Source organism: Enterobacter sp. N5-15 (assembly GCF_057221635.1).
Genome location: NZ_CM170150.1, coordinates 2369935 through 2395360, shown reverse-complemented (window position 1 = coordinate 2395360; position 25426 = coordinate 2369935). Strand labels below are relative to the sequence as shown.

Annotated in this window: 27 protein-coding genes; 12 read left to right on the top strand and 15 right to left on the bottom strand. The window is 57.1% G+C overall.

The genetic code is table 11. From position 1 onward, the window contains the following. Positions 1–102 precede the first annotated feature (102 nt). The 5 genes from AC2TE5_RS11410 to sad all read right to left on the bottom strand — a co-directional run bounded on the left by AC2TE5_RS11410 (position 103) and on the right by sad (position 6101). Positions 103–1542 (bottom strand): sensor domain-containing diguanylate cyclase, encoded by a 1440-nt coding sequence (locus AC2TE5_RS11410; RefSeq protein WP_484613288.1) that lies wholly within the window; start codon positions 1540–1542, stop codon positions 103–105. A 113-nt stretch (positions 1543–1655) separates the two neighbouring features. Continuing rightward, positions 1656–2012, bottom strand: coding sequence for a DUF4186 domain-containing protein (locus AC2TE5_RS11405; protein ID WP_063142784.1), 357 nt, complete (start codon positions 2010–2012; stop codon positions 1656–1658). Next, a complete protein-coding gene (glsB, locus tag AC2TE5_RS11400; RefSeq protein WP_121423726.1) occupies positions 2012–2938 on the bottom strand; it encodes a glutaminase B in 927 nt (308 codons plus the stop codon). Before glsB ends, AC2TE5_RS11405 begins: the two co-directional genes overlap by 1 nt. A 62-nt stretch (positions 2939–3000) precedes the next feature. Next, entirely contained in the window at positions 3001–4590 is a 1590-nt protein-coding gene (locus tag AC2TE5_RS11395) for a methyl-accepting chemotaxis protein (protein ID WP_484613287.1), read from the bottom strand. 122 nt (positions 4591–4712) lie between these two features. Then, complete coding sequence (sad, locus tag AC2TE5_RS11390) at positions 4713–6101, bottom strand: succinate-semialdehyde dehydrogenase (RefSeq protein ID WP_484613286.1); 1389 nt, start codon at positions 6099–6101, stop codon at positions 4713–4715. Between the two features lie 98 nt (positions 6102–6199). Between sad and ptrR the strand changes: the two genes are divergently transcribed. Further along, positions 6200–7078 (top strand): putrescine utilization regulator PtrR, encoded by an 879-nt coding sequence (ptrR, locus tag AC2TE5_RS11385; protein WP_023335713.1) that lies wholly within the window; start codon positions 6200–6202, stop codon positions 7076–7078. On the opposite strand, the gene AC2TE5_RS11380 is transcribed toward ptrR, so the two are convergent. The 4 genes from AC2TE5_RS11380 to dtnK form a co-directional block, all read right to left on the bottom strand. Continuing rightward, positions 7032–7514 carry a GNAT family N-acetyltransferase gene (locus AC2TE5_RS11380; protein WP_484613285.1) on the bottom strand — a complete coding sequence of 161 codons (483 nt, stop codon included), beginning with the start codon at positions 7512–7514 and terminating at the stop codon, positions 7032–7034. The genes ptrR and AC2TE5_RS11380 overlap by 47 nt on opposite strands. An 81-nt stretch (positions 7515–7595) precedes the next feature. After that, positions 7596–8357 (bottom strand): DeoR/GlpR family DNA-binding transcription regulator, encoded by a 762-nt coding sequence (locus AC2TE5_RS11375; protein ID WP_193939623.1) that lies wholly within the window; start codon positions 8355–8357, stop codon positions 7596–7598. A gap of 1 nt (position 8358) precedes the next feature. Then, complete coding sequence (locus AC2TE5_RS11370; RefSeq protein WP_213327519.1) at positions 8359–9345, bottom strand: D-threonate 4-phosphate dehydrogenase; 987 nt, start codon at positions 9343–9345, stop codon at positions 8359–8361. Beyond that, on the bottom strand, positions 9338–10555 hold the full coding sequence (dtnK, locus tag AC2TE5_RS11365) for a D-threonate kinase (protein WP_484613284.1): 1218 nt from the start codon (positions 10553–10555) through the stop codon (positions 9338–9340). The genes AC2TE5_RS11370 and dtnK overlap by 8 nt, the downstream gene beginning before the upstream one ends. Before the next feature lie 173 nt (positions 10556–10728). On the opposite strand from dtnK, the gene AC2TE5_RS11360 reads away from it, so the two are divergent. The 6 genes from AC2TE5_RS11360 to AC2TE5_RS11335 all read left to right on the top strand — a co-directional run bounded on the left by AC2TE5_RS11360 (position 10729) and on the right by AC2TE5_RS11335 (position 16572). Further along, positions 10729–11895 (top strand): iron-containing alcohol dehydrogenase, encoded by a 1167-nt coding sequence (locus tag AC2TE5_RS11360; protein WP_213327517.1) that lies wholly within the window; start codon positions 10729–10731, stop codon positions 11893–11895. Beyond that, positions 11888–12772 carry a dihydrodipicolinate synthase family protein gene (locus tag AC2TE5_RS11355; RefSeq protein WP_213327516.1) on the top strand — a complete coding sequence of 295 codons (885 nt, stop codon included), beginning with the start codon at positions 11888–11890 and terminating at the stop codon, positions 12770–12772. Before AC2TE5_RS11360 ends, AC2TE5_RS11355 begins: the two co-directional genes overlap by 8 nt. A gap of 76 nt (positions 12773–12848) precedes the next feature. Beyond that, positions 12849–14261 carry a sodium:solute symporter family protein gene (locus tag AC2TE5_RS11350; protein ID WP_484613283.1) on the top strand — a complete coding sequence of 471 codons (1413 nt, stop codon included), beginning with the start codon at positions 12849–12851 and terminating at the stop codon, positions 14259–14261. Position 14262: 1 nt separating this feature from the next. After that, the gene (locus AC2TE5_RS11345) at positions 14263–15426 is read left to right on the top strand and encodes a sialidase family protein (RefSeq protein WP_484613282.1); all 1164 of its coding nucleotides are present in this window, start codon (positions 14263–14265) and stop codon (positions 15424–15426) included. Beyond that, positions 15423–15893, top strand: coding sequence for a NanQ anomerase/TabA/YiaL family protein (locus tag AC2TE5_RS11340; protein WP_484613281.1), 471 nt, complete (start codon positions 15423–15425; stop codon positions 15891–15893). The genes AC2TE5_RS11345 and AC2TE5_RS11340 overlap by 4 nt, the downstream gene beginning before the upstream one ends. A gap of 1 nt (position 15894) precedes the next feature. Beyond that, positions 15895–16572 carry an SDR family NAD(P)-dependent oxidoreductase gene (locus AC2TE5_RS11335; RefSeq protein WP_484613280.1) on the top strand — a complete coding sequence of 226 codons (678 nt, stop codon included), beginning with the start codon at positions 15895–15897 and terminating at the stop codon, positions 16570–16572. Here AC2TE5_RS11335 and AC2TE5_RS11330 read toward each other — a convergent pair. Both AC2TE5_RS11330 and AC2TE5_RS11325 read right to left on the bottom strand, forming a co-directional pair. Next, entirely contained in the window at positions 16569–17360 is a 792-nt protein-coding gene (locus tag AC2TE5_RS11330) for a PhzF family phenazine biosynthesis protein (RefSeq protein WP_213327511.1), read from the bottom strand. The two genes, AC2TE5_RS11335 and AC2TE5_RS11330, sit on opposite strands and share 4 nt — an antisense overlap. Positions 17361–17387: 27 nt before the next feature. Further along, complete coding sequence (locus AC2TE5_RS11325; RefSeq protein ID WP_159514159.1) at positions 17388–18176, bottom strand: PhzF family phenazine biosynthesis protein; 789 nt, start codon at positions 18174–18176, stop codon at positions 17388–17390. Between the two features lie 177 nt (positions 18177–18353). Between AC2TE5_RS11325 and AC2TE5_RS11320 the strand changes: the two genes are divergently transcribed. Continuing rightward, the gene (locus AC2TE5_RS11320; RefSeq protein WP_484613279.1) at positions 18354–19550 is read left to right on the top strand and encodes a sugar transporter; all 1197 of its coding nucleotides are present in this window, start codon (positions 18354–18356) and stop codon (positions 19548–19550) included. 94 nt (positions 19551–19644) lie between these two features. On the opposite strand, the gene AC2TE5_RS11315 is transcribed toward AC2TE5_RS11320, so the two are convergent. Beyond that, positions 19645–20310, bottom strand: coding sequence for a MarC family NAAT transporter (locus AC2TE5_RS11315; protein ID WP_047647729.1), 666 nt, complete (start codon positions 20308–20310; stop codon positions 19645–19647). Between the two features lie 255 nt (positions 20311–20565). Between AC2TE5_RS11315 and marR the strand changes: the two genes are divergently transcribed. From marR to marB, 3 genes are read left to right on the top strand one after another with little or no spacing between them, the layout of a single operon-like run. Next, entirely contained in the window at positions 20566–21000 is a 435-nt protein-coding gene (marR, locus tag AC2TE5_RS11310) for a multiple antibiotic resistance transcriptional regulator MarR (protein ID WP_008502236.1), read from the top strand. A gap of 20 nt (positions 21001–21020) precedes the next feature. Beyond that, entirely contained in the window at positions 21021–21401 is a 381-nt protein-coding gene (gene marA / locus AC2TE5_RS11305; protein WP_008502237.1) for an MDR efflux pump AcrAB transcriptional activator MarA, read from the top strand. A 33-nt stretch (positions 21402–21434) separates the two neighbouring features. Further along, entirely contained in the window at positions 21435–21653 is a 219-nt protein-coding gene (gene marB / locus AC2TE5_RS11300; protein ID WP_029741246.1) for a multiple antibiotic resistance protein MarB, read from the top strand. Between the two features lie 33 nt (positions 21654–21686). Here marB and eamA read toward each other — a convergent pair whose 3' ends face one another. Continuing rightward, on the bottom strand, positions 21687–22589 hold the full coding sequence (gene eamA, locus AC2TE5_RS11295; RefSeq protein ID WP_213327509.1) for an O-acetylserine/cysteine exporter: 903 nt from the start codon (positions 22587–22589) through the stop codon (positions 21687–21689). A gap of 194 nt (positions 22590–22783) precedes the next feature. Between eamA and ydeE the strand changes: the two genes are divergently transcribed. Continuing rightward, the gene (gene ydeE / locus AC2TE5_RS11290; protein WP_484613278.1) at positions 22784–23977 is read left to right on the top strand and encodes an efflux MFS transporter YdeE; all 1194 of its coding nucleotides are present in this window, start codon (positions 22784–22786) and stop codon (positions 23975–23977) included. 49 nt (positions 23978–24026) lie between these two features. On the opposite strand, the gene zinT is transcribed toward ydeE, so the two are convergent. Next, positions 24027–24668 (bottom strand): metal-binding protein ZinT, encoded by a 642-nt coding sequence (gene zinT / locus AC2TE5_RS11285; RefSeq protein ID WP_484613334.1) that lies wholly within the window; start codon positions 24666–24668, stop codon positions 24027–24029. A gap of 52 nt (positions 24669–24720) precedes the next feature. Then, positions 24721–25419, bottom strand: a complete 699-nt coding sequence (gene urtE / locus AC2TE5_RS11280) for an urea ABC transporter ATP-binding subunit UrtE (RefSeq protein ID WP_213327507.1) — start codon at positions 25417–25419, stop codon at positions 24721–24723. Between the last annotated feature and the right edge of the window lie 7 nt (positions 25420–25426).

Here is a 25426-nt window from a genome sequence, read left to right as displayed (position 1 = left end):
AGCGTTACTAAAAGCGTAGCTTAAACAGAGACATTGTCAGTGTTCTGACAGCCTGTTAAGCCGCTTACTATTCACGTCAATGCCTTATGACGATTAACGCAGCTATGTTTCACTCCCGGAAGGCGCGGCAATTTGCTCGTCCGCCACCCGGGCGCTGGTGCGGTTTCGACCCGCTTTTTTTGAACGATAGAGATGATCGTCCGCTTCGGCCATGAGCTTGTTGAAGACCTCGGTCAACTGCCACGACTCAGCCTTTCCGCTTCCGAGGCCAATACTGACCGTCAGAAAGAGCGTCTGTTGACGCCATGTAAAAGGATGGCTGGCAACGGTGGACCGGATACGTTCAGCCAGTGCAAAACCGTGCTGCGCGTCGCCTGAATTGACCACCACAGCGAACTCTTCCCCGCCCATGCGCGCCACCATGCCGTCTTCGCCAACCACCTGCTGAACCTGTCGGGCAAACGACGCCAGCACGCGGTCTCCGCACTCGTGGCCGTAGTTATCATTAATGCTTTTGAAGTAATCAATATCCAGCAGCATGACGGTCAGAAAACGTGTATGCCGGTACGTCTCTTCATGCTTTAACGCCTCATAAAGCCCGGAACGCGAGTAGACGTGCGTTAAAAAGTCATAATCCGCCCTCAGCGAAACCTGACGGATCAGGGAATTAATCGCCGCCATGCTGACGGAGACCATCACCGGGCAGATCGCCATCGTGGCGATGCCCAGCCGGGCTGAAAACATCATTGTCGTCGTAAACGGCGTGGCCACGGCAATATTAATAATCGAGTTGGCGACCAGAATAATTTCAGTGGCGCCCGTGATAAACGTCAGCAGACAGGTGGCAGGCAATGAGTAACGAACCGCACACCAGATAAGCGCAGGCAGAGGAAACGAGAGGCTCCCCGCTCCGCCAATCACCACCGACGCGACCACCGAGACGATCAGCGCCATCACCGGCAGCAGCTGCTCCAGACGTAACCTGAGTTCACGCCCGGGCATACGCAACGTGAGCATACAGGGCACAACAAGCACGCCGGTTGAGAACTGCTCGCTAAACCAGTCGGCAAACAGCGGCCAGAAGGTATGACTGTCAATCCCAACAGACCCCACCGCGCCGAGCAAGGCACAAAGCAGCGCGGCAATCAGACAGTAGTTAAACAGGCGTAATGCGTTAAGCGGATCGGGGGTTTTCTTCATCAGCCGCTTGTCGCGCTGAACCAGTACGGCGACGACAACGATAAAGATCATGTTAGACAGGTTAATCACCACTGAGGCTATCCCCCAGTTAGTCGTCACCGCGTCGTACAACAGCATCGCGACATAACATACCGCATAGTAGTGCAGGCGATTCAGGTAAACATAGCGGGCGAAGATCCCCGCCATGACGCCGTTCAGCGGCCAGAACAGCGACAGGGCCTCAACGAGCCGTAATTCCGCGCCCACAAAATAGAATAAGGTGGTGAGGATGAAGATCGTCGATGCATTTCGCAGCGGCGTGTCAACCTGGAACGGCCTGAAAGCGGTAAGAGCAGAACGCATTAAATATCATTCCATATGAAAGCTTATGGCAATTATTGCGGTCGTCAGCATGATCGGGACTAACTTGGGATGCATCTATAACACAAATACCACGGGAGCATAACTCGTCAAATTTAGGCGTTCATCTGCAGCACCAGCCAGTGGTGGATGACGCTGACGATATAATTTTGTTGCGGCGCGGTGAGCGTTACGCCCTGTGGAATATTATGCCATTTTGCCAGACAGCCCCGACAACAGGTGGCGGTGGCATGCTGGGCGATAAACACCGGGTGACCGCGCATGGGCGTCTGTTTACCGTCGTTTGCGGGGTGCGCGGGCGCAAGGCGCTTTTCGACAAAATCCGCGGCATGCTGGTCAATGGTTTCGGGGCCTTTGTCCCAGCAGTACTGTCGTTCCTTATCGCCTAAGCGAAAGCGCGAGCGAAATGTCGATCGCGCCAGGCGGGAAAAGAGAGGATCCAGATCGGACATCAGTATACGGAACGCCCCAGGCGCTGGGTCAGTTTCTCCAGAACCGCCACGCCGGCAAGCGAATTTCCCGTTTCATCCAGTTCCGGGCTCCAGACGGCTATCGCCATTTCATGCGGCACAATCGCCACGACCCCGCCGCCGACGCCCGATTTAGCCGGAAGCCCAACGCGCCAGGCAAACTCACCGGCGTTTTGATACATCCCGCTGGTGGCCATCAGCGCGTTAACCTGCCGAGCCTGAAGCGGAGAAACAACCTCCTGGTCGAGATGCGGCGCGTGCCCCTGGTGCGCAAGGAACAGGAACGTCTGAGCCAGCTCAACGCAGCTCATTTTCAGGGCGCAGTAATGGAAGTAGTTTTGCAGCACGGTCGCCACGTCGTTGTGGAAATTACCGAAGGATTTCATCAGCCACGCGATAGCCGCGTTACGGGCGGAGTGTTCAAACTCCGAGCGTGCCACCACCGCATCATAGGCAATATCGTCAACGCCCGAGAGCTGGCGAACAATCTCAAGCATTCGCTGGCGCGGTGCGCTGAGGCGGCTTTGCAGCATATCGCAGACCACCAGCGCCCCGGCATTGATAAAGGGATTTCGCGGTTTACCCTGTTCAATCTCAAGCTGAAGCAGCGAGTTAAAAGGCTGGCCGGAAGGATCTTTACCGACACGCTCCCAGATCTCGTCTTCTTCATACTGGCGCATCGCCGCAACCAGGCTCAGCACTTTCGAGATGGACTGAATGGAAAAACGTTCCGTTGCATCGCCTGCCTGGTATCGCTGTCCGTCGATGGTACAGATAGCAATCCCCAGCTTATTCCCGCTTACCGAGGCAAGGGCCGGAATATAGTCGGCAACCTTCCCCTTTCCAATTAACGGACGAACCTGCGCCAGAATCTCGTCCAACATCTCATTATGGATGACCGCAGCCACACTTTGCTCCTTGCCCTCAGGCTAAAACGGGCTGCGAGTATAACAGAGGCTTATGTATTGCGTCAGGCGCTAAGACGAAAACGCGAAACGGCCTGCAATAAAAGATCGGATTGCTTTTGCAGCCGCGCAGAGGCATCCGAGGCGTCAGAGACCAGCAGGTCCGTCTGACGGGAGACCTGATTCAGCGCCTGAAGCTGGCGCGTCATCTGGTGAATACTGTCCCCCTGACTGAGCGTGGCGGTTGAGATCTCATTAAGCAAACTGCTTAAATTGCCCACCAGACCGGTGACCTGCTGCAAATTCTCTTCCATCAGGGTAACGGCTCGAGAACCGTCTTCAATGCCCTGCAGCGAGCGGTTAATAAGCTCCTGAATGGTCTGCGTCGAGTGGCTGCTTTTTCTGGCCAAAAGCCCGACTTCCCGCGCGACGACGGCAAAGCCGCGCCCCTGGTTTCCGGCATGGGCCGCCTCGATGGCCGCATTTAGCGCCAGGATGTTGGTCTGAAACGCCACGCTGTCGATCATCGCCACGATCCCGCGCATCTCAGAAGATCGGTCGACGATCGCCTGCATGGACGCATTGACGGTAGACATCATCTGGTCGCCACCCACGGCGGCCTGTCGCGCTTCATCAGCCCGCGAGCTGGCGAGCCTGGCATAGCCGGTATTCCCTTCCACATGGCTTTCCAGCGACGCGATATGCGCCGTCACATCCTCAAGCTCTTTCGCCTGGCGCGCTGACTGCTGATACAGCTTCTGATTACCCTCCGCCAGGGAGCCAATGTTCTCCACCATGGTGGCAGTGGCATGGCTGACCTGGGTCACCAGCTGCTGTAGACCGTGCTGCATCGTCTCAATACTGTCGCTAAGCTGCCCTATCTCCCGGTTGAAGCGCATGACGTTCGGCGGCGTGCCGGAGAGATCCCCTGCCGCCAGCCGGTTAATATGCGCAATCAACCGACGCAGCGGCGTAATGACCCATCTGGACATGCCGAACCAGACGGCAACCGCGATGGCGAGCAGCAGCCCCGGCGCAAACAGGAACAACGTTTGCAGGCCGGAGAGCTGTGCCATTAGGCTCTGGCGCCCCTGCATGGCCTGCTTCTCGCTTGCCTGCTGATAGCGCGCATAGTTGTCGTTAAAATCAGACTGAAACGCCTGAGCCGGTACGGCAAAAAAAGCGTCGATGGTATTGGTCTTGAGAAGCCCGTCTGCCTGCTCTTTGATCGCGCCGTAGAAAAGCTGATAGCTGTTCACCAGGGCATCGTCTTTCGGCGGATTCAGCGCCTGCCAGGCCTTCCACGCCTGCTGAGAAACCGTCAGCGCCTTTTGCGCATCGTCCATCAGGCTATGCCAGCTTCCGTCGGAACCGGTCTCTTTATCCTGCATAAACCAGACGCCGGACCGGTTAAGCAGATCGCTTGCCGCCAGCAGGGAAACGCGGGCCAGATCCAGCTTGCTCTGCTGCTGCCAGGCCAGCAGGTTTTGCTGCTCATTACGCTGGGCGTCGTTCAGGGAGGCGTTAAGCAGGAATGATGAGGAGAGCTGCAGCGCGGAGAAAAGGCCAATAATGCAAAAGATACCCGTCAGCAGGCCAAAGTGACGAGGGGTGAGACGCTGCGCAATACGGCGAAAAATTTGCGTTAGGTTCATAATTATCTTCATTAACAATGCGTTAGACGCGTGCGAGTCTACGAAATGAAAATGACAGAACCATTGCAGATAAATGACAACGGCCCTCGTGATGAGGGCCGAAATCACAGGCGGGCGATAAATTACACGCGATCCTTCCACACCGTTTGCACGTTGCAGAACTCGTGCAGCCCAAAGTGGGAAAGCTCGCGGCCAAAGCCGCTTTTCTTCACGCCGCCGAAGGCCACGCGCGCATCGCTGGCGCTAAAGCCGTTGATAAACACGCCGCCGCACTCCAGTTCGCGGGAGAATTTATCCGCCAGCGCTGCGTCAGCGGTGAAGACGGTGGCGGACAGGCCAAAGTCGCTGTCGTTGGCAAGCGTCAGGGCATGCTCCGCGTCTTTCGCAACAGAAATGGCCGCGACCGGGCCGAACAGCTCCTGACGGAAGGCCGTCATCTCAGGCGTCACATTGCCGAGTACGGTCGGGGCGTAATAATTGCCCTCTCCGCTGATTTTCTCCCCGCCCAGCAGCAGCGTTGCCCCTTCTGCCAGTGTGGCCTGCACCTGCTGATGCAGTTCATCCCGCAGGTCAAAACGCGCCATCGGGCCAATAAAGTGCTCTTCCCGATCCGGTGCGCCAAGCTTCAGCGCAGAAACAGCCTCGACAAAACGCCGGGTAAAGGTCTCTGCGATACCCTCCTCGACGATAAAACGTTTCGCCGCCGCGCACACCTGCCCGGTATTCTGATAGCGACCCGCCACCGCCGCCTTCACGGCAAGATCCAGGTCGGCATCGTTGAGCACGATAAACGGGTCGGAGCCACCCAGTTCAAGAACGCATTTTTTCAGCGCGGCCCCCGCCTGCGCGCCGATGGCCGCACCGGCACGCACGCTGCCAGTGACGGTCACGGCCGCAATACGGCGATCGTTAATCGCCTGGCTTACGCCGTCATTGGTGGCGTTCACCCAGCCGAATACGCCTTCAGGGAAACCGGCATCCGCAAAGATCTGCGCAATAAGATCCGCAGAGCCGAGCACGTTTGGCGCATGCTTAAGCAGATAGCTGTTACCTGCCAGAAGGATCGGCACCGCGCCGCGCAGCACCTGCCAGAGCGGGAAGTTCCAGGGCATCACCGCGAGAATCGGCCCCAGCGGACGGTATTCAATGACCGCGTTGTGGTTTTCCACCAGCGTAGGCTCCGCACGCAGCATCGCCGGGCCGTGCTCGGCATACCAGTCGCACAGACCGGCGGATTTTGCCACTTCCGCCCGCGCCTGCAGGATGGGTTTCCCCATTTCACGGGAGATTATCTGCGCCATCTCTTCCGCGCGGTTTCGCAGCGCGGCGCCGAGATCCCGCAGCTTCTGCGCCCGGTGGGACACGCTTTCGCGTCGCCACTGGCGATACCCCGCGTCAGACTGAGCAATCGCGCGTTCAACCTCTTCCGGCGTCGCCCAGGGATACGCAGCGAGGGTTTCCCCCGTTGCCGGGTTAACAGAGAGGGCATGTGTAGCAGATGAATATTTCATGATGTTCTCCACGCATTTCGGTTGATTCATTGTGGCTCACTCTGCTATTTCTTAAAAATGAATAATACTAACCACCTTATTCACGAAACGAGAATGCTATGGACTTAACCCAGCTTGAAATGTTTAACGCCGTCGCGCTGACGGGCAGCATCACCCAGGCGGCGCAGAAGGTGCATCGCGTGCCGTCCAACCTGACGACCCGCATCCGCCAGCTGGAAGCCGATCTTGGCGTTGAGCTGTTTATTCGTGAGAACCAGCGCTTACGCCTATCCCCCGCCGGGCATAACTTCCTGCGCTACAGCAGGCAGATCCTCGCCCTGGTGGATGAAGCGCGCATGGTCGTCGCGGGAGATGAGCCGCAGGGGTTATTTGCCCTCGGCGCGCTGGAAAGCACCGCCGCGGTGCGCATTCCTGAAACGCTGGCGCAGTTTAACCAGCGCTATCCGCGCATCCAGTTTGCCCTTTCTACCGGGCCTTCCGGGACAATGATTGATGGCGTACTGGAGGGAACCCTAAGCGCCGCCTTTGTCGACGGGCCCCTGTCGCATCCGGAGCTGGAGGGCATGCCGGTCTACAGGGAAGAGATGATGCTGGTCACGCCTGCCGGGCATGCGGAGGTGACGCGCGCCACGCAGGTCAGCGGCAGCGACGTTTATGCCTTTCGCGCGAACTGCTCGTACCGTCGACACCTGGAAAGCTGGTTTCATGCGGACAGAGCTACACCCGGCCGCATTCATGAGATGGAGTCCTACCACGGCATGCTCGCCTGCGTTATTGCGGGCGCGGGCATCGCGCTGATGCCGCGCTCGATGCTGGAGAGTATGCCGGGACATCATCAGGTTGAAGCCTGGCCGCTGGCGGAAAACTGGCGCTGGCTCACTACCTGGCTGGTGTGGCGACGCGGGGCGATGACCCGCCAGCTGGAAGCCTTTATAGCGCTGCTAAACGAACGTCTTCAACCAGCGCCTTCTCCATAAACAGGCTGAGCGGATCGTCAGCGTACGGGGCAAATGCCGGACGCAAATCGTACCCGCACTGCTCGTACAGACGAACCGCGGCGCGCTGTTTGATGCCCGTCTCCAGCCTTACGGTATGGCAATGGCGGCTCAGGGCTTCATCTTCCAGGGCGGCCAGCAGCGTCTCGCCGAGATGCTGCCCCCGATGGGCCGGATCGATATAGACCCGCTTCATCTCCCCCGTTCCGTCACCGTTGAGAACGATGGCTCCACAGCCCACGGCGCGCAGCTGCTGGTCTCGAATGACCATCAGGATAAGCGAGGCTTCCGGCAGCGCAGCGAGGTCGAGCAGATGGTTGCTTTCGGCGGGATAGAGCTCGCTCTGATAGCGGTCAAGCGCCGCGATCAGGTTGAGAATGTCCGGATGACGTGCAGATTCAGAGGTAATGGAATACATGGCAGGCTCCTTGCTTTTTATGTGAGACTAAATTTCAACATAGCGCAGGCCTGCCGGGGTGCTACATAGTATTAACTTATGTCATGACGCCAGCGTCAGCTGGACATCTAACGCCCTCAGCTCGGCCTGTGTCGTCTCATCCAGCCTGCTGTCCGTCACGATATCCGTCAGGGTATGAAGATGCGCCACGTTAAACAGTGACCAGGCGCCATACTTGGAGCTGTCCGCCAGCAGCACGCGGCGTTTAGCATTGGCAATTAAATCGCGCTTCAGCGCGGCCTTCTCTTCCGTCGGCGAGGTTATGCCGCGGGTGATATCCCATCCGTTACAGCTGACAAAAGCCACGTCCGGCCAGACGTTTTGCAGCAGGCGACGGCCGTGTTCACCGATGCAGGACTGGCTCGAATCATCGATACGCCCGCCGATAATCGTCACTTCAATCTGTCGGAATTCCGAGAGAAACAGCGCAATGTGCAAATCGCTGGTGATCACGCGAAGCGGCAGATGCGTCAGCTGACGAGCGAGTTCAATCATCGTGGTGCCAGCATCCAGCACAATGGCGTCCCCTGCTTTAACAAAGCTCGCTGCCGCGCTGGCGATAGCGTGTTTTTCCGCCAGACTGCGCTGCATTTTTTCATGCGTCGTGGGCTGGGAAGGAATAAACCGGTTAAGGGTGACGCCGCCATGGGTACGGCTAATCACGCCTTCCTGATCGAGCTTAATCAAATCCCTGCGGATCGTTGCCGGAGAGGCGTCGGTAATTGCCACCAGCTGATCCACCGTCACCAGATTATGCCCTTTCAGGTAATCCATTATCTGCTCTAACCGGTTATATCCCTTCATATCATTCCCGTGTAATTTGCATAGCCAACTGGATAGACACCGTCATGCTCTCAGACTTCGCTTTACCGGTCCAGGCAATATCGAACGCGGTTCCGTGGTCTGCAGAGGTACGGATAAACGGCAACCCGGCGGTGATATTCACCCCGTCATAAAAGCCGAGCAATTTTAGCGGAATATGCCCCTGATCGTGATACATCGCAACGACCATGTCATACATTCCTTCGTGGCATTGCATAAATACCGTATCCGGCGGACACGGTCCGGTGACGTTTAGCCCCTGCGCTTTCATTGCCTCAACGGCCGGGCCGACAATATTAATCTCTTCGTCACCAAACAGGCCGTTCTCACCCGCATGCGGGTTTACACCGGCAACGGCAATGCGAGGATGAGTGAACCCGACGCGTTTCAGGAAGCTATCCGCAATACCAATCACGGTTTTTACCCGATCCTGATTGAGCGTATCAAGGAATTTGCGCAGCGCAATGTGGGTGGTAATGTGGATCACCTTCAGCTTATCCGTATACAGCACCATGGCGTAATCTTTGCTGTCGGTCAGATGCGCCAGCAGCTCGGTGTGACCCGGATAGAGATGACCGGCGAGATGCAAAGCCTCTTTATTCAGAGGAGCCGTCGCGATAGCCTTCACCTTGCCCGCCATCGCCAGTTCGGTGGCTCGCTTCACGCAGCGATAGGCCAGATCCCCTGCTGCAGCCTGAACGACACCCGGCTTTAACGCATCAGGATCGGCCAGCGGTTCGTCCAGCACGTTAATCACGGCAGGGGCAAATTTCGCGTCTCTCACCGCAGCGATAAGACGTATATCCGCCTGCCCGGCGATCCCTTTATCCAGCACCCGCTGCAGCGTTCTGGCGCAGCCCACGACAACAACCGGCGCCCCTGAAAGCTCGCCTTCGGTGAGGGATTTGATAATGATTTCCGGGCCAATGCCAGCCGGGTCACCCATGGTTACAGCAATGATTTTAGTCACTCAGTCTCTCCTCGATAAAATGCAAAACCTCAAGCAGCGTCTCTTCCTTTCCGAAGCCCCCTGCTTTGGTCATTACCGGCTGCTGCCAGCCGCAACCCAGAAATTTTCCGTAAGGTACGCACTGTGCGACGCACCCGGCGATCTCAAACCCCCGCGCACCAAGTGCCCTGGCAACGGCCATCGCCACATCGCCACCGGAGACGTACAGCGCGTCCGGCTCGTGCACCGCAAGCACCTGTCGGGTCAGTTCGCCTAAAAACGTACAGATTTTTTCGCCCAGGCCAGCCCGGGTGACGTGATGCTGCCGACAGAGTTGCTCGACCTGATGGCGAGCATCATTGCCCGCGCAGGTATGAACAATGCAGTGATGCCCAGCCTGTAGCACCTGCGCGATCCGGGCGAGATACCCGGCCGTAACGCCGCGCAAAACGTCATTCACATCAATGAATACCGACGAGACGCCGGAAGCACCTGTGGCCAGTGCGACCTGGCGTTGAGCGATCTCACTCATCGACCCCACCACGGCCAACAGCTGCTTGCGTCGCGCCGGGGCCAGATGACGGGCCAGCGCATCGCATAGCCCGGCAGAACCCACCAGCAGCGGCATCTGCGCGCAGGTCATTGCTGCGGCGATAATGGCATCCAGCTCCTCGTCGGTCTGCGCATCAACGAAGATCCACTCCGTTCCCTGCGCCAGTTCGGCTGCCAGCGTCTCCACGGTCACGTTTTTACCGCTCACGTCGCGAAAAAGGTCAGCAATCACGGCAGACGGAACGGGCGTTTTGGGATCGCTGGCAAATTCGGTTTCGTCCACCGGAATACCGTTTACCAGACACCTGCCGTTCCGCGTGATCCGCCCTGCCGCGGGGTATGCCGGGGCAACAATCACCTGGCGCTTGCCGCTCAATATCTTCAGGGACTGTGACTCGGCCCCCGCGTTGCCGCGCAGCGTCGAATCCATTTTTTTGATAAGCCAGCGGGCATCCGCGATATCCGCCCCGAGTGCGGCCACCTTTTCGGCCGCCTCCCATGCCGACAGCGCCCGGGAATCGGTATTGACGATCAGCGCATCGGTCGTCTGGGTAAAAGGTGTATGAAACGCCACGCTGACTTTTTTGCCGCACAGCGCCAGGCTGACGCCGGCATCGTTAGCACCGGTAAAGTCATCTGCGACGACCACAACCTCTCTGTACAGATTGTTCACTTTCATCCCCACTCCGGGTTCGCCTTTTCTGTTAATGATTATATTCAATCATGATTGATTATATGTGAGCAAGATCAAGTTAATCAGTTTGCGAATAAATTATAAATTTAGCCACACGATGACCATGAAGCGTCTTATTTGAGCGAAATCAATCATGGACACAAAGACAGGAGAAAAGCGTGGTTACGATCAACAGCACCATTATTAGCGGCGCGAATGCCATCGCCGCCATCAGGCCGTTACTCACTGATAAAACGCAGCTGCTGCTGGTGACGGACGGCAACATTGCGCGTCTGGAGGCAGCAAAGCAGATCCGCGCGCTCCTCGAAGAGGACAACCGCCGCGTCACGATTATTGACAGCGTGCCGCCTGAACCCTCCCACCACGATGTCAGCCAGCTGCTCGCGGGGTTAAGCGGGACGTTTGGGCTTATCGTGGGGATCGGCGGCGGTAGCGTACTGGATGTGGCCAAACTGCTCTCAGTGCTGTGTCATCCGCTGTCGCCGGGGCTGGATAACCTTCTGGCGGGCATAAAACCTGAGGCGCGCATCCCCTCTCTGCTGATCCCGGCCACTGCCGGAACCGGCTCGGAAGCGACGCCGAATGCCATTCTTGCGATTCCGGAGCAAAACACGAAAGTGGGCATTATCTCCCCCGTACTGCTGCCCGATTACGTCGCCCTGCTGCCAGAGCTGACCACCAGCATGCCCGCGCATATTGCCTCATCTACCGGGATTGACGCGTTGTGTCATCTGATTGAGTGTTTCACCTCAACGGTTGCCAACCCGGTCAGCGATAACGCCGCGCTGACGGGACTGGCTAAGCTGCTGAACAACATTGAAACGGCCTGCGCCGAACCGGGAAATCTGCTGGCGAAGCTGGAGATGCTGTGGGCGTCTTACTACGGCGGGGTTGCTATTGCGCATGCAGGCACCCACCTGGTTCACGCTCTTTCCTATCCGCTCGGCGGTAAATATCACCTGCCGCACGGCGTCGCTAACGCCATTCTTCTGGCACCCTGCATGCGAGCGGTTCGCCCCCACTGCGTGACGAAATTTGCGCAGGTATGGGATTTGGTGCCCGGTGCGGATACGGCGCTGTCAGACGAAGAGAAATCCCACGCGCTGGTGGAGTACTTTGCCGCGCTGGTTCGCAGGCTCAACCTGCCGGACAACCTGGAGGCGCTGGGCGTACCGCGCGACGACATCCCCTCCCTGAGCGATGCGGCCCTTAACGTTAAGCGACTAATGAACAACGCCCCTTGTCAGGTCAACCACGACGAGGTGCAGGCGATTTACCGGACACTGTTTCCCAACATGAATAGCCAGGGAGTGAATCATGTATAACAACATCAGGGGCGTACTGACGGCCATCGTGACCCCCTTTGACACGGAAGGCGCGCTGAACCTACCGGGCCTTAAACAACAGATCGATCGTCAACTTAATGCTGGTAACGGCATCTTCTGCGGCGGCACAAACGGTGAGTTCTTCGTGCTGAACGAAGAAGAAAAAATCGCCGTTACCCGCACCTGTGTGGAAACGGTTGCCGGGCGCGCCCCGGTAGTGGCGCACATTGGGGAAATCTCGACCCGTGAAACCATCCGCCTCGGAAAACAGATCGCCTCGCTGGGCGTCGACGCCGTTTCCGTCATTACCCCTTACTTCGTTCCGCTGAAGCAGGCTGAACTCGTCGCACATTACACCGCTATCGCCGACGCGCTAGCCGTCCCGGTATTTCTGTACAACATTCCGGCGCGTACCGGCAACACCATTGAGCCCGCTACCGCACGCGCGCTGGCCGAGCATCCGAACATTATAGGTATTAAAGACAGTGCCGGAAGTTACGAGAGCCTGAGCGGATTCCTCAATGCGGTGAGCGACATTGGCGGATTCGACGTGCTGAACGGCCCGGATTCGCTTATCCATCAGGGCTTCGTCGACGGATGTTCAGCCTGCATTTCCGGGCTGGCGAACGTGGCGCCGGAGGCCATCAACGCCATCTGGTCACGCTTTAACGCGGGTGATATTGACGGTTCTCGTCTGGCGCAGGAGCGCGTCACCCAGCTTCGCACCGAGCTTTACAACGTGGCGTTTTCGCCTGCCGCAGTCAAAAAAGCGCTGCAGATCATGGGGGAAGACGTCGGAGAAAGCCGCTATGCCGTGGCGTTTAGCGAGCAGCAGTGCCAACAGATACGCCGAATAGTGACGACGTCACTTAACTAAACGGCGTTTGTTTCGTCAATAAGAATACCGGGTGCCCGAGGTGCCCAGGATTCACTCGCCCTGAAGAGAGGCAAAGATGAATAATTTTACCGCTGAAGATACCCTGATCATTGTGGGCATAGTCATTGTCTACATCCTGTTCACGACCTGGCTAACCTTCCGGATCCGCAGTAAAAACTCCGGGGACTTTATGGAAGGCTCCCGCGCGATGCCGGCGTTTATTGTCGGGATCCTGCTGATGTCCGAGTATATCGGCGCCAAATCCACTATCGGCACCGCGCAGGCGGCGTTTGAAGACGGGTTTGCTGCGTCCTGGTCCGTCATCGGGGCCGCAATTGGCTTCCCGCTCTTTGGCCTGCTGCTGGTAAAACGCATCTACAGCACCGGGAAAATCACCATCTCTGGTGCGATTGCTGAAAAATACGGTAACAGCACCAAAAACATTATCTCCATCATCATGATCTATGCCCTGCTGCTGGTTAACGTGGGGAATTACGTTAGCGGCGCGGCGGCCATTTCCACGGTACTGAAAGTAAATCTCCCCGTTGCCGCCTTCATTACGGCCATCGTCAGTACCTTCTATTTCGCCTTTGGCGGCATGAAGGGTGTGGCCTGGGTGACGGTTTTGCACAGCGCTCTGAAATACTTCGGCATTCTGGTCATCATGGGCTTTGCGCTGTCTAAGACGGGCGGCTTCGCGCCAATGGTTGAAAACATGCCGGACTTCTACTGGACCTGGGATGGCAATATCGGCGCGTCGACCATTTTCGCCTGGCTCATCGGCACCATTGGTTCCATCTTCTGTACCCAGTTTGTGATTCAGGCCATCTCCTCCACCAAAGACGTGAAATCGGCCAAACGCTCTACCTGGGTTGCATTCTTCATCTGCCTGCCGATTGCGCTGGCCATCGCGGTAATCGGCGTGGCGGCAAAATACCTGCACCCGGAGATTAACAGCCTGTATGCGATGCCGATTTTCCTGCAGGATATGAACCCGTGGCTGGCCGGTCTGGTCACCACCTCTCTGGTGGCGTCTATTTTCGTCAGCGTCAGTACCGTTGCGCTGGCGATCGCCTCCCTGGTGGTAAAAGACTTTTACGTGCCGATGCGCAACCCGACGCCTGAGCAGGAATTTAAGGCCACCCGCTGGATCTCCCTGCTGATTGGTTTCCTGCCGCTGATTTTTGTTCTGCTGGTGCCTGAAGTCCTGAAGCTCTCGTTCTTTACCCGCGCTATTCGCCTGTCGATTTCAGTGGTGGCCGTTATCGCCTTCTACGCCCCGTTCTTCCGCAGCACCCGTGGTGCGAATGCCGGCCTGATTGGTGCCTGCGTCGTGACCTCCGTCTGGTATCTGCTGGGCGATCCTTTCGGCATCAACAATATGTACATCGCCCTGCTGACCCCTGCCGTCATCATGGTGATTGACCGTCTCATTCCGGGAAAAGCGCAGGGTAAAGCGCCAACCCCCGTTGAAAATAATGGAGTCTGATATGTCTGTAACCGTAACCCGCGACGGGATTGTTCGCCCGCAGCAGGATGCCCGCACGGAGGCCGCCATGCTGCCTTCCTCCTGCCCACAAAACCACGCGGCGAATCTGCTGCCGCTCCCGGATGGCTCGCTGATGTGCGTCTGGTTCGGAGGAACCCAGGAAGGTATTGCGGATATCTCCGTATGGGGTTCACGCCTGGCGCCGGGCGGCCAGCAGTGGAGTGATGCGGTAAAACTGTCGGACGATGCCACGCGTTCCGAGCAAAACCCGGTTCTGTTCCTGGCCCCGGACAACGTGCTGTGGCTGCTGTGGACCGCACAGATTTCCGGTAATCAGGACACGGCTATTGTTCGCTATCGCCAGTCTCGCGATCTGGGGAAAACCTGGGGGGGCATCGCAACCCTGCTCGATAAACCGGGCACGTTTATTCGCCAGCCCATTGTCGTGCTGGACAACGGCAACTGGCTGCTGCCGGTATTTTACTGCCGCACCCGGCCGGGAGAGAAATGGGTCGGAAACGACGATATCAGCGCGGTGAAAATCTCCGCAGATGGTGGCAAAACGTGGCGCGATGTCGAGGTGCCGGAAAGCCTGGGCTGTGTACACATGAATATTACCCCGCTTCACAACGGCACCCTGGTGGCGCTGTTCCGCAGCCGCTGGGCGGACAATATTTATTACAGCCAGTCAACAGATAACGGCGAAAGCTGGTCAGTACCGGAGCCGACGGAGCTACCCAACAACAACTCCTCTATCCAGGTGACAACCCTTGCCAGCGGTGAACTCGCGCTGGTCTTTAACGCCATGAGCGCCGCCGGTGCGCGTGAACGTCGCGCATCGCTATACGATGAAATTGACGATGGTGACGGTCGTAAAGAGCCGGTGGTCACCAGCGGGCGGACTGCCTTCTGGGGCGCGCCGCGCGCGCCGATGACCATCGCCATTTCGCCGGACGGCGGGAAAAGCTGGCCGTGGCAGCGTCATCTGGATGAAGGGGATGGTTACTGCATGACCAACAACTCCATGGAAAAACTCAATCGCGAATTCTCCTATCCCAGCATCAAACAGGGACCTGAGGGCAATCTTCATATTGCTTACACCTACTTCCGCCAGGCCATCAAATACGTGCGGGTGACGCCAGAATGGGTCAAGGGGGTAATATGATTATCGGGCATCTCAACGCCCTGCCGCTGGCAGGGCTACCGTCGGCGCTATACGCCCTGCTTTCCCGCCCGGACTGTACGCTGAAGGCCCTCTGCGAACGCGGTGACGGACGCTGGCAGCCTGAGAATGCGCCGTGGTTTTGCCACATTGGCCCGGCGCAGACGCAGCCGCGCGCAGACCGGCATACGGAATACCATCATCAGTGGGCGGACATCCAGATTGTGTTGGCGGGTGAAGAGCATATTTATGCTGGAGCGCTTCCCGCAAGCAGAGCGGGAGATGAAGAACGTAAACCGGATCTCTTTATTGCTTCAACAGCCGAACATAGCGTCAGGGTCCGGCTTGCCGAGGGTGACTTTGTGGTCTTTTATCCCGGAGAACCTCACCAGGCGCTATGCGCCGTAGAGGCCCCGATGATGGTCCGCAAAGCGGTGTTTAAGGTTCCCCGCGCTATGCTGGAGGTCTGACATGCGTCACGCCGTCGTCACCGGGGCCAGCTCCGGAATTGGTGAGGCCATCGTTAAGCGATTACTGGCGGAGGGCTGGCAGGTCACCGGGCTCAGCCGCCGAGCCGTGATGCTGGATACGCCCGGCTTCACAAGCCTTCGCGTTGATATCACCGATCCTGATGCGTTGTGGAATGCGCTGCACACCATCGCCGCGCCCCAGGCAGTAATTCATGCCGCCGGGATGATGGCAGCCGCGCCGTTGGGCCAGCTGGAAAGCCGCGTTAGCGCCTCACTGTGGCAGCTCCACGTCCGGGCCTGTGAGGCGTTGTTTAACCATTATGCGCCCTCTATGGCTGCCGGCGGACGCTTTGTGGCGATAGGCAGCAGAACCTCTCGTGGTGCAGCAGGACGATCGCAGTATGTTGCCACCAAAGCGGCGATGGTAGGAATGGTCAGGAGCTGGGCGGCGGAACTGGCCCCGCGCGGGATCACGGCTAACGTGGTCTCGCCTGGGGCCACCCAAACGCCGATGCTCAGCGCCCCAGGGCGGGAAACCTCACCCCCGAAATGTCCGCCAATCGGACGTTTAATCGCGCCAGAAGAGGTGGCGGGACTGGTGAGTTTCTTGCTTAGCGAAGACGCCGCCGCCATCACCGGCCAGGAGATGGTGATATGCGGCGGCGCCTCCCTCAGCTAGCGCAGGAAGACACGCCCTTTCAGATACAGGGTCGCCTGGCCGCCAATCAGCACGCGGTCGCCCTTCAGCTCGCAGCGCAGATCCCCGCCACGGTACGATACCTGGCGGGCATTGAGTGACGTTTTGCCCAGCTTTTCGCTCCAGTACGGGATCAGCATGCTGTGGGCGGATCCGGTGACCGGATCTTCCGGCACCCCTTCGCCCGGGCAGAAGAAGCGGCTGACGAAGTCATATTCTTCTCCCGGCGCCGTCACGCAGACCATTTTATCCAGCGGAAGCATGGCCCCAATATCCGGCGTTAACGCTTCCACCTGCTGCTGGCTCTCCAGCACCACCATGTAATCCCGTCCGACGCGCACCTCTTTTGCCGCCGTGATGCCCAGCGCGCTAAACAGCACCTCGGGAGGATTATCCACAACCTCCGTCGACCATGCGGGGAAGTTCAGCGTTAGCCAGTCGCCGCTGCGTTTAACCGTCAGTTCACCCACGAAGCGGGTGGTGAAGGTTATTTCGGTATGCGGGTAATCAAGGTATTCGAAAATGACGTGTGATGCGGCAAGCGTAGCGTGACCGCACAGGTTAATTTCATCCAGCGTGGTAAACCAGCGCAGCTCAAACCCACCGTCGGTGCGCACGAAAAAGGCGGTCTCAGACTGGTTATGCTGCTGCGCCATTTTGAGCAGCGTCTCGTCCGGCAGCCACTCTTCCAGAGGACATACCGCTGCGGCGTTGCCGCCAAAGGTTTTGTCGCTGAAGGCATCCACCAGATAAAAATCAATTTCCTGCATTGTCTCTTCCTCTTTTGTTATGGCTATTTAGCGCAGAAAAACTGTGCCTTTCAGATAAAGTGTGGCCTGCCCGCTCATCAGCACGCGCGAACCTTTCAGCTCACAGCGTACATCGCCACCGCGCGCTGAAACCTGACGGGCGAACATCGTTGTTTTGCCCAGCTTTTCGCTCCAGTAGGGGATCAGCATCGTGTGGGCGGAGCCGGTGACCGGGTCCTCCGGGACGGAAACGCCCGGTGAGAAAAAGCGGCTGACAAAATCATATTCCCCCTCACCGCGCGCCGTAACGCTCACCTTATGCTCGCCCGGCGTCATCGCCGAGAAGCGTGGCGCAAGCGCTTCAACCTGCTGGCGATTTTCCAGAACGATCAGCCAGGCGCGCCCTTTACGGGCTTCAACGTAGCGGCTGATACCCAGCGCCGAAAGCATCTCCGGCGGGGGCGTCTCTTCATGGGTTGGACATGCCGGGAAGTCCAGCGTCATCCACTCCCCCTCCCGGCTGACCGTCAGGCGGCCAGAGGCGGTATCAAAGTGGATCCGTGAATCCGGGTAATCCAGTTCGGTAAAGAGCACGTGCGCGGCCGCCAGCGTAGCGTGGCCGCAGAGATTGACTTCGGTGAGCGTGGTAAACCAGCGTAGCTCAATGCCCCCTTTACTGCAGACGAAAAAAGCCGTTTCCGACTGATTATGCTGTTGCGCCATTTTCAGTAAGGTCTCATCGGGCAACCACGCTTTCAGCGGGCAAACGGCTGCCGGGTTGCCGCCGAACGAGGTATCGCTGAACGCATCTACCAGATAAAAATCAATCTCCTGCATTGTCTTACCGCCTGTTTTTATTGTGTTGTTCTTTTATATTCAATGAAAACAGCGTTCCCGGCTACCGCTTTCATAAGGTAAATATTGAGATCTGCATCACATAATGGTTGAGTTTTCGCCGTACGACGTTTTAAGATCGTCTCCTCTTCTTTTCAGCAACGAATCTTCGACATCCCTATGACAACGAACACAGTTTCCCGCAGGGTTGCGTGGCTACGCGTGGTCACGCTGGCCATTGCCGCGTTTATTTTTAACACCACAGAATTTGTTCCGGTTGGGCTGTTGTCTGACATCGCTGAAAGTTTCCAGATGGAAACGGCTCAGGTGGGCATTATGTTGACCATCTACGCCTGGGTAGTGGCGCTGATGTCCTTGCCGTTTATGCTGCTGACCAGCCAGATGGAGCGGCGCAGGCTGTTGATCGGCCTGTTTGCCTTATTCATCGTCAGCCATGTTCTGTCATTTATGGCGTGGAGTTTTACGGTGCTGGTCATTAGCCGCATCGGCATTGCCTTTGCCCATGCGGTGTTCTGGTCGATCACCGCGTCGCTGGCGATACGCCTGGCACCGGCGGGGAAACGCGCCCAGGCGCTGAGCCTGATTGCCACCGGTACCGCACTGGCGATGGTGCTGGGTCTGCCGATTGGCCGCATTGTGGGGCAATATTTCGGCTGGCGTACTACGTTCTTCGCCATTGGTATGGGGGCGCTGGTTACGCTGGTGTGCCTGATTAAGCTGCTGCCCGCGCTGCCGAGCGAGCATTCCGGCTCGCTGAAAAGCCTGCCGCTGCTGATGCGTCGCCCGGCGCTGCTGAGTATCTACCTGCTTACCGTCATTGTGGTGACGGCCCATTACACGGCGTATAGCTACATTGAACCCTTTGTGCAGGTGGTGGCGGGCTTTAGCGCCAATTTTGCCACCGTCTTACTGCTGATCCTCGGCGGAGCGGGCATTATTGGCAGCGTGCTGTTCGGTAAGCTGGGTAACCGACACGCCTCGACGCTGGTGAGCAGCGCTATCGGTCTGCTGCTGGCCTGCCTGCTGCTGCTGATGCCTGCCGCAGGCAGTGAGAGCCACCTGGCGATCCTCAGCCTGTTCTGGGGCGTGGCGATCATGATTATTGGTCTGGGCATGCAGGTGAAAGTTCTGGCCCTGGCGCCGGATGCAACGGACGTTGCCATGTCGCTGTTCTCCGGGATTTTCAATCTGGGGATTGGCGCGGGCGCGCTGGTGGGAAATCAGGTAATACTCCACGTATCGATGTCGGCGATTGGCTATCTTGGCGCCATTCCGGCACTGGGGGCGCTTGTCTGGTCGGTGCTCATCTTCCGTAAATGGCCGGTGGCGCTGGAGGAACAGGGGCAGCACGGGTGAGGTTTGTTTGTGCCGGGTGGCGCTGCGCTTACCCGGCCTACAAGCCCATAATAACGTAGGCCGGGTAAGGCGTAGCCGCCACCCGGCAATCGCATCAGTGATAGGTCTTAATAATTTCCAGAACGCCGTTAATAATAAACTGCACGCCCATACAGACCAGTAAGAAGCCCATCAGACGGGAAATCGCCTCGATACCGCCCTTGCCTACCCAGCGCATAATGGCGCCTGAACTGCGCAGCGACGCCCACACGATAATCCCGATAATTGCAAAAATCAGCGGTGGCGCAACCGTCAGCACCCAGTCTGGGAAGGTTGCGCTGTCGCGCACCGTTGATGCGGAGCTGATGATCATCGCGATGGTACCCGGCCCCGCCGTGCTCGGCATGGCGATCGGCACAAAGGCGATATTCGCACTCGGTTCGGTTTCCAGCTCTTCCGATTTACTGGCCGCTTCCGGCGACTCATGCGCTTTTTGCGCCGGGAACAGCATGCGGAAACCGATAAAGGCCACAATCAGCCCCCCGGCGATACGCAGGCCTGGGATGGAAATCCCGAAGGTGTTCATCACCACCTGTCCGGCATAGTAAGCCACCATCATGATAGCAAACACATACACCGAGGCCATCATCGACTGATGGTTGCGCTCGGCGCTGTTCATATTCCCTGCCAGCCCGAGGAACAGCGCCACCGTCGTTAACGGGTTAGCCAACGGCAGCAAGACCACTAGCCCAAGGCTGATTGCTTTTATTAAATCCAACATAGTGCGTTGTCGTCCTTATCCATATTTAACACAGCAATTATAGGGTGAAAGTGTGACATTCAGCCATGGGCGCAACGTAACGATTATTTTCCTCCGGGAATGATAACTGACAGTTATCTATATGATTTGAAAGACCTCAAAAAAAGTTCATGAAACGTTTTAGCAATTCGTGGCATCGGCTGACTCATTCAGTTGACTTATACTTGCCTGAGCAATAATATCTGCCGTGACTAACTACTTGCCAGGGCAACCATTGTGAAAAGCACCAGTGATATCTTTAACGACGTTGTTCCGCTGGGTCGTCTTATTCATATGGTAAATCAGAAGAAAGATCGCCTGCTCAATGACTATCTGTCACCGCTGGATATCACCGCAACACAGTTCAAAGTGCTGTGTTCCATTCGCTGCGAAGTGTGTATTACACCGGTTGAGCTTAAAAAGGTGCTCTCTGTCGATCTGGGCGCGTTAACCCGCATGCTCGATCGTCTCGTCTGCAAAGGATGGATAGAACGAAGCCCTAACCCGAATGACAAACGCGGCGTACTGGTGAAGCTGACCAGCGATGGCGCGGCCATGTGCGAGCAATGTCATCAATTAGTAGGACAAACACTGCATCAGGAACTAACAAAAAACTTAACGGCAGATGAAGTGGCAACCCTTGAGCTTTTGCTTAAGAAAATACTGCCGTAAACAGAAAAAGAGGTATGACGATGTCCAGACGCAATACTGACGCTATCACCATTCATAGCATTTTGGACTGGATCGAAGATAACCTGGAATCGCCGCTCTCCCTTGAAAAAGTGTCAGAGCGTTCAGGTTACTCCAAATGGCACCTGCAACGGATGTTCAAAAAAGAGACCGGTCATTCATTAGGTCAATATATTCGCAGCCGCAAGCTGACGGAAATTGCCCAGAAACTGAAAGAAAGCAATGAGCCGATCCTTTATCTGGCGGAGCGTTACGGATTTGAATCGCAACAAACCCTGACGCGGACGTTCAAGAACTATTTTGACGTGCCGCCTCATAAGTACCGAATTACCAGCGTGCCGGGCGAATCCCGATACCTGTATCCGTTAAAACACTGTAGTTAACCATCGCCTGTAACAGACGTAACCGAGGAAATCATGAAAGTTACCGCCTCCGCCGCCCTCGCCTTGCTGGTGCTGTTCTCCAGCCAGACCTTCGCGGAGCAAACCCCTCGTGCAACGCAGCAAAATAATCCTGATACGATGATTTTGCCGTCAGCACATGACCAGTCGCCTTATGATTTCAACCATATGGGTGCTGGTAGCGACAAATCCGACGAATTAGGCGTGCCTTATTATAATCAGCACGGCCTCTGATTCGTTTTTGCCCCGCAGACGCGGGGCTTTTTTTTATGCCTTTCTTACCCGCGTCGCCCGACGCACGCGCAGGCCAAAGACGTTAATGTACAGCCCGGCCATGATCAGCACGGCGCCAATCAGCTGCAGCGCGCTCAGCGTTTCACCCAGCAAGAGTGCCGCACTGGCAAGGCCCACCACAGGCACCAGCAGGGATAACGGTGCGACGCGCCAGGTTTCATAGCGCCCCAGCAGCGATCCCCAGATCCCGTAGCCCACAATGGTGGCGACAAAGGCCAGATAGACAAGAGAAAGGATCGTGGTCAGGTCGATCTCGACCAGGCTGTTGAGCATGACGGCCGGGCCATCCAGAATCAACGCCGCGACCATAAACGGTAAAACGGGGATCAGGGCGCTCCAGACCACCAGGGACATCACCTGCGGGCGGGCCTCGTGCTGCATAATCAGCTTGTTAAAGATATTCCCGCAGGCCCAGCTCAGCCCCGCCGCCAGCGTCAGCATAAAGCCGAGCAGCGCCACATGCTGGCCATTCAGGCTGGCCTCTATCAGCACCAGTACGCCAAACACCGCCAGCGTGATCCCCGCCAGCTGTTTGCCCTGCAGGCGTTCGCCAAACACAAACGCGCCGAGAATAATGGTAAAGAACGCCTGCGCCTGTAAGACCAGCGAGGCCAGACCGGCCGGCATACCGAACTTGATGGCGCAGAAGAGAAACGCGAACTGGCCGAAGCTAATGGTCAGACCGTAGCCCAGCAGCAGCCTTAACGGGATCTTCGGACGGGCGACAAAGAAGATGGCCGGGAACGCAACCAGCAGAAAACGCAAACCGGCCAGCATCAGCGGCGGCATATTGTGTAACCCCAGCTTGATGACTACAAAATTGAGCCCCCATACTACGACCACCAGCAACGCCAGCAGCCCGTCTTTACGCGTCATACCCTGCCCCTGAATTATTAATTATTTGTTAACACTTCAAGGTAACAGAAAAAAGTACGCCTCGAGAAGATCATTAATTCTGGCAGGCTGCGGAAGCACTTAGGGATAAATCGGGTGCTATACAAGCCCCTTATGTCATGGTAATCCTGTTAACACACATCTAATAAAAGCATAAGCAACTGTCGGGCAGGAATATGAAACCATCTCTCAGGCGCTCAACCGCAGCGCTGCTGGCATCGTCATTGTTATTAACCATTGGTCGAGGGGCAACGCTGCCGTTTATGACCATTTATCTCACGCGCGTCTATAGCATGAGCGTCGAGAATATTGGTTATGCCCTGACGATTGCGCTGACTATCGGCGTGGTGTTCAGCCTGGGATTTGGCATTCTTGCCGATAAGTTTGATAAAAAACGCTACATGCTGATCGCGATCGTGGCCTTTATCGCCGGATTTGTCGCGATCCCGCTGGTTGATAACGTCACGCTGGTGGTGCTGTTCTTTGCGCTGATCAACTGCGCCTATTCCGTCTTCTCGACGGTGCTGAAGGCCTGGTTCTCCGACGTGCTCACCACGAGCCAAAAAGCGCGCGTCTTCTCGCTGAACTACAGCTTCCTGAACATTGGCTGGACGATCGGACCGCCGATTGGCACCCTGCTGGTGATGTACAGCCTGCAGCTGCCGTTCTGGCTGGCGGCCTTCTGCGCCGCCCTGCCGCTTGGATTCATCCATTTCTTCGTGCAGAAAAGCGTTGCGCTGGATACCGCCGAGGAGAAGATGCCCTGGCAGCCGTCGGTATTGCTGAAAGACCGCGCGCTGTTCTGGTACACGCTGTCAGGTCTGCTCGCGTCATACGTCGGCGGATCGTTTGCGACCTGTATTTCGCAATACGTTCTGGCCGCGCATGCGGACAGTGATTTCGCTGAAAAGGTGGTCGCCGTGGTATTACCCGTCAACGCCGCCGTGGTGGTGACGCTGCAATATGCGCTGGGTCGTAAGATCTCTGCCAGCAATATACGTCCGCTGATGACCCTCGCCACCCTGTTTTTTATCGTGGGGCTGGGGGGCTTTATGCTCTCCGGAGAAAACCTGGTTTACTGGGGCATCGCTGCCGCCATCTTTACCCTGGGTGAGATTATCTATGCACCGGGCGAATACATGCTGATCGACAACATTGCCCCGCCGGGGATGAAGGCAAGCTATTTCTCCGCGCAGGCGCTGGGCTGGCTGGGCGCGGCGGCAAACCCGATGATCACCGGTATTATTCTGACCAACCTGCCGCACTGGTCGCTGTTTGTCATCATGATGGTCGCCATCGTCATTGCGTGGCTGATGATTTTGCGTGGCATGAGCGTGAAAGCATGGTGCGAAACGCCCAACGTGGCGTAGTGCCTGTAGGCCGGGTAAGGCGCAGCCGCCACCCGGCAAAAGCAAAGGCCTAGTGGTGCAACATCTCCTCCACCACCTGCTCTTTGTACATTTCATTCGGGTAATAGGTCGGCCAGTTATCCATCTCTTTCAGCAGCGCCTCGTGGGAGGTGTTGCCCATGAAAATGTGAAAGTGAGAAGAGGCCTTCGGCGCGATGGTATGGTCGCTGAACTGAACAAACTTCGGTGCCTTGCTGCTGGCGTCCTTACACTCAAACAGGTAGCGAACGCCTTTTTTGCCCGATGCGTAGGTCAGTATTTTGTAGCCGCTGTAATCGTAATGACAGCGGCTGACCGCTTTGCCCTTGTGAAATTCCATCACGTTATTTTCGATGCCGATGGCATCCACGTCCGTCGCATAACCTGTGCGGTAGTACGCTTTCACCTCGTCAACGGTTTTGCTTTTGTCTTTCTGCGCTTTCTGCTCAAAGACCGGATCCAGCGAGCCGTCCAGCAGGAACGGATAGACCGACTGCCAGGTCCCGTCCCAGTCAGACAGCGCTCGGTCCTTCACGTCCTTATCCTCAAACACGCCGCTCGCCGCTTTCTGTTCCGCTTCGGTCATCTGATGGACGTGCGAGTGAGCAAAAAGCTGACCGCTGACCAGCAGCGCCCCCAGAGTCATGGCAAATTTTCCAATATGTGCAGTCAACATAACACCCTCATTCCGTTTGATAAGAATGCGAATGTTATATTATAACACTTCAGATCGCAACCAGCCCGCGAACGCCCTCCTGCTCCATGTTTTCACCCCGTCCGCGCTGAATGATGGTGCCGCGCGACATCAGCAGGTAGCTGTCGGCCAGCTCGGCGGCAAAGTCGTAAAACTGCTCGACCAGCAGGATCGCCATATCCCCCCGGTCCGCCAGGGTGCGGATCACCTGGCCAATCTCTTTAATCACCGACGGCTGTATGCCTTCGGTTGGCTCGTCCAGAATCAGCAGCTGCGGGCGGCTCGCCAGGGCGCGACCAATCGCCAGCTGCTGCTGTTGTCCACCGGAGAGGTCCCCCCCGCGACGCTGCTTCATCTCTTTAAGCACCGGAAACAGCTGCCAGATCTCTTCCGGCACCTGCTTCGCCTCGCGGGCGGAAAATCGCGACATCCCCAGCAGAAGGTTCTCCTCCACGGTCAGGCGCGGGAAAATCTCGCGGCCCTGCGGAACGTACGCCACGCCAGACCGCACCCGCTGGTGCGGCCTGCTGTGGGTGATCGTTTTACCCTGCCAGACAATCTCCCCGGTTTTCGCCGGGATCAGCCCCATCAGACACTTCAGCAGCGTGGTTTTCCCGACGCCGTTGCGCCCCAGCAGACAGGTGACTTCTCCGGTGACGGCTTCAAAGCTCACGCCGCGCAGGATATGGCTTCCGCCGTAGTACTGATTCAGTTCATTGACCTGTAGCATCACCCCT

Coding starts and splice junctions, on each gene's coding strand:
- AC2TE5_RS11410 (WP_484613288.1), bottom strand. CDS start 1,542: ATGCGTTCTGCTCTTACCGCTTTCAGGCCGTTCCAGGTTGACACGCCG.
- AC2TE5_RS11405 (WP_063142784.1), bottom strand. CDS start 2,012: ATGTCCGATCTGGATCCTCTCTTTTCCCGCCTGGCGCGATCGACATTT.
- AC2TE5_RS11395 (WP_484613287.1), bottom strand. CDS start 4,590: ATGAACCTAACGCAAATTTTTCGCCGTATTGCGCAGCGTCTCACCCCT.
- sad (WP_484613286.1), bottom strand. CDS start 6,101: ATGAAATATTCATCTGCTACACATGCCCTCTCTGTTAACCCGGCAACG.
- ptrR (WP_023335713.1), top strand. CDS start 6,200: ATGGACTTAACCCAGCTTGAAATGTTTAACGCCGTCGCGCTGACGGGC.
- AC2TE5_RS11380 (WP_484613285.1), bottom strand. CDS start 7,514: ATGTATTCCATTACCTCTGAATCTGCACGTCATCCGGACATTCTCAAC.
- AC2TE5_RS11375 (WP_193939623.1), bottom strand. CDS start 8,357: ATGAAGGGATATAACCGGTTAGAGCAGATAATGGATTACCTGAAAGGG.
- dtnK (WP_484613284.1), bottom strand. CDS start 10,555: ATGAAAGTGAACAATCTGTACAGAGAGGTTGTGGTCGTCGCAGATGAC.
- AC2TE5_RS11355 (WP_213327516.1), top strand. CDS start 11,888: ATGTATAACAACATCAGGGGCGTACTGACGGCCATCGTGACCCCCTTT.
- AC2TE5_RS11350 (WP_484613283.1), top strand. CDS start 12,849: ATGAATAATTTTACCGCTGAAGATACCCTGATCATTGTGGGCATAGTC.
- AC2TE5_RS11345 (WP_484613282.1), top strand. CDS start 14,263: ATGTCTGTAACCGTAACCCGCGACGGGATTGTTCGCCCGCAGCAGGAT.
- AC2TE5_RS11340 (WP_484613281.1), top strand. CDS start 15,423: ATGATTATCGGGCATCTCAACGCCCTGCCGCTGGCAGGGCTACCGTCG.
- AC2TE5_RS11335 (WP_484613280.1), top strand. CDS start 15,895: ATGCGTCACGCCGTCGTCACCGGGGCCAGCTCCGGAATTGGTGAGGCC.
- AC2TE5_RS11330 (WP_213327511.1), bottom strand. CDS start 17,360: ATGCAGGAAATTGATTTTTATCTGGTGGATGCCTTCAGCGACAAAACC.
- AC2TE5_RS11325 (WP_159514159.1), bottom strand. CDS start 18,176: ATGCAGGAGATTGATTTTTATCTGGTAGATGCGTTCAGCGATACCTCG.
- AC2TE5_RS11320 (WP_484613279.1), top strand. CDS start 18,354: ATGACAACGAACACAGTTTCCCGCAGGGTTGCGTGGCTACGCGTGGTC.
- AC2TE5_RS11315 (WP_047647729.1), bottom strand. CDS start 20,310: ATGTTGGATTTAATAAAAGCAATCAGCCTTGGGCTAGTGGTCTTGCTG.
- marA (WP_008502237.1), top strand. CDS start 21,021: ATGTCCAGACGCAATACTGACGCTATCACCATTCATAGCATTTTGGAC.
- marB (WP_029741246.1), top strand. CDS start 21,435: ATGAAAGTTACCGCCTCCGCCGCCCTCGCCTTGCTGGTGCTGTTCTCC.
- eamA (WP_213327509.1), bottom strand. CDS start 22,589: ATGACGCGTAAAGACGGGCTGCTGGCGTTGCTGGTGGTCGTAGTATGG.
- ydeE (WP_484613278.1), top strand. CDS start 22,784: ATGAAACCATCTCTCAGGCGCTCAACCGCAGCGCTGCTGGCATCGTCA.
- urtE (WP_213327507.1), bottom strand. CDS start 25,419: ATGCTACAGGTCAATGAACTGAATCAGTACTACGGCGGAAGCCATATC.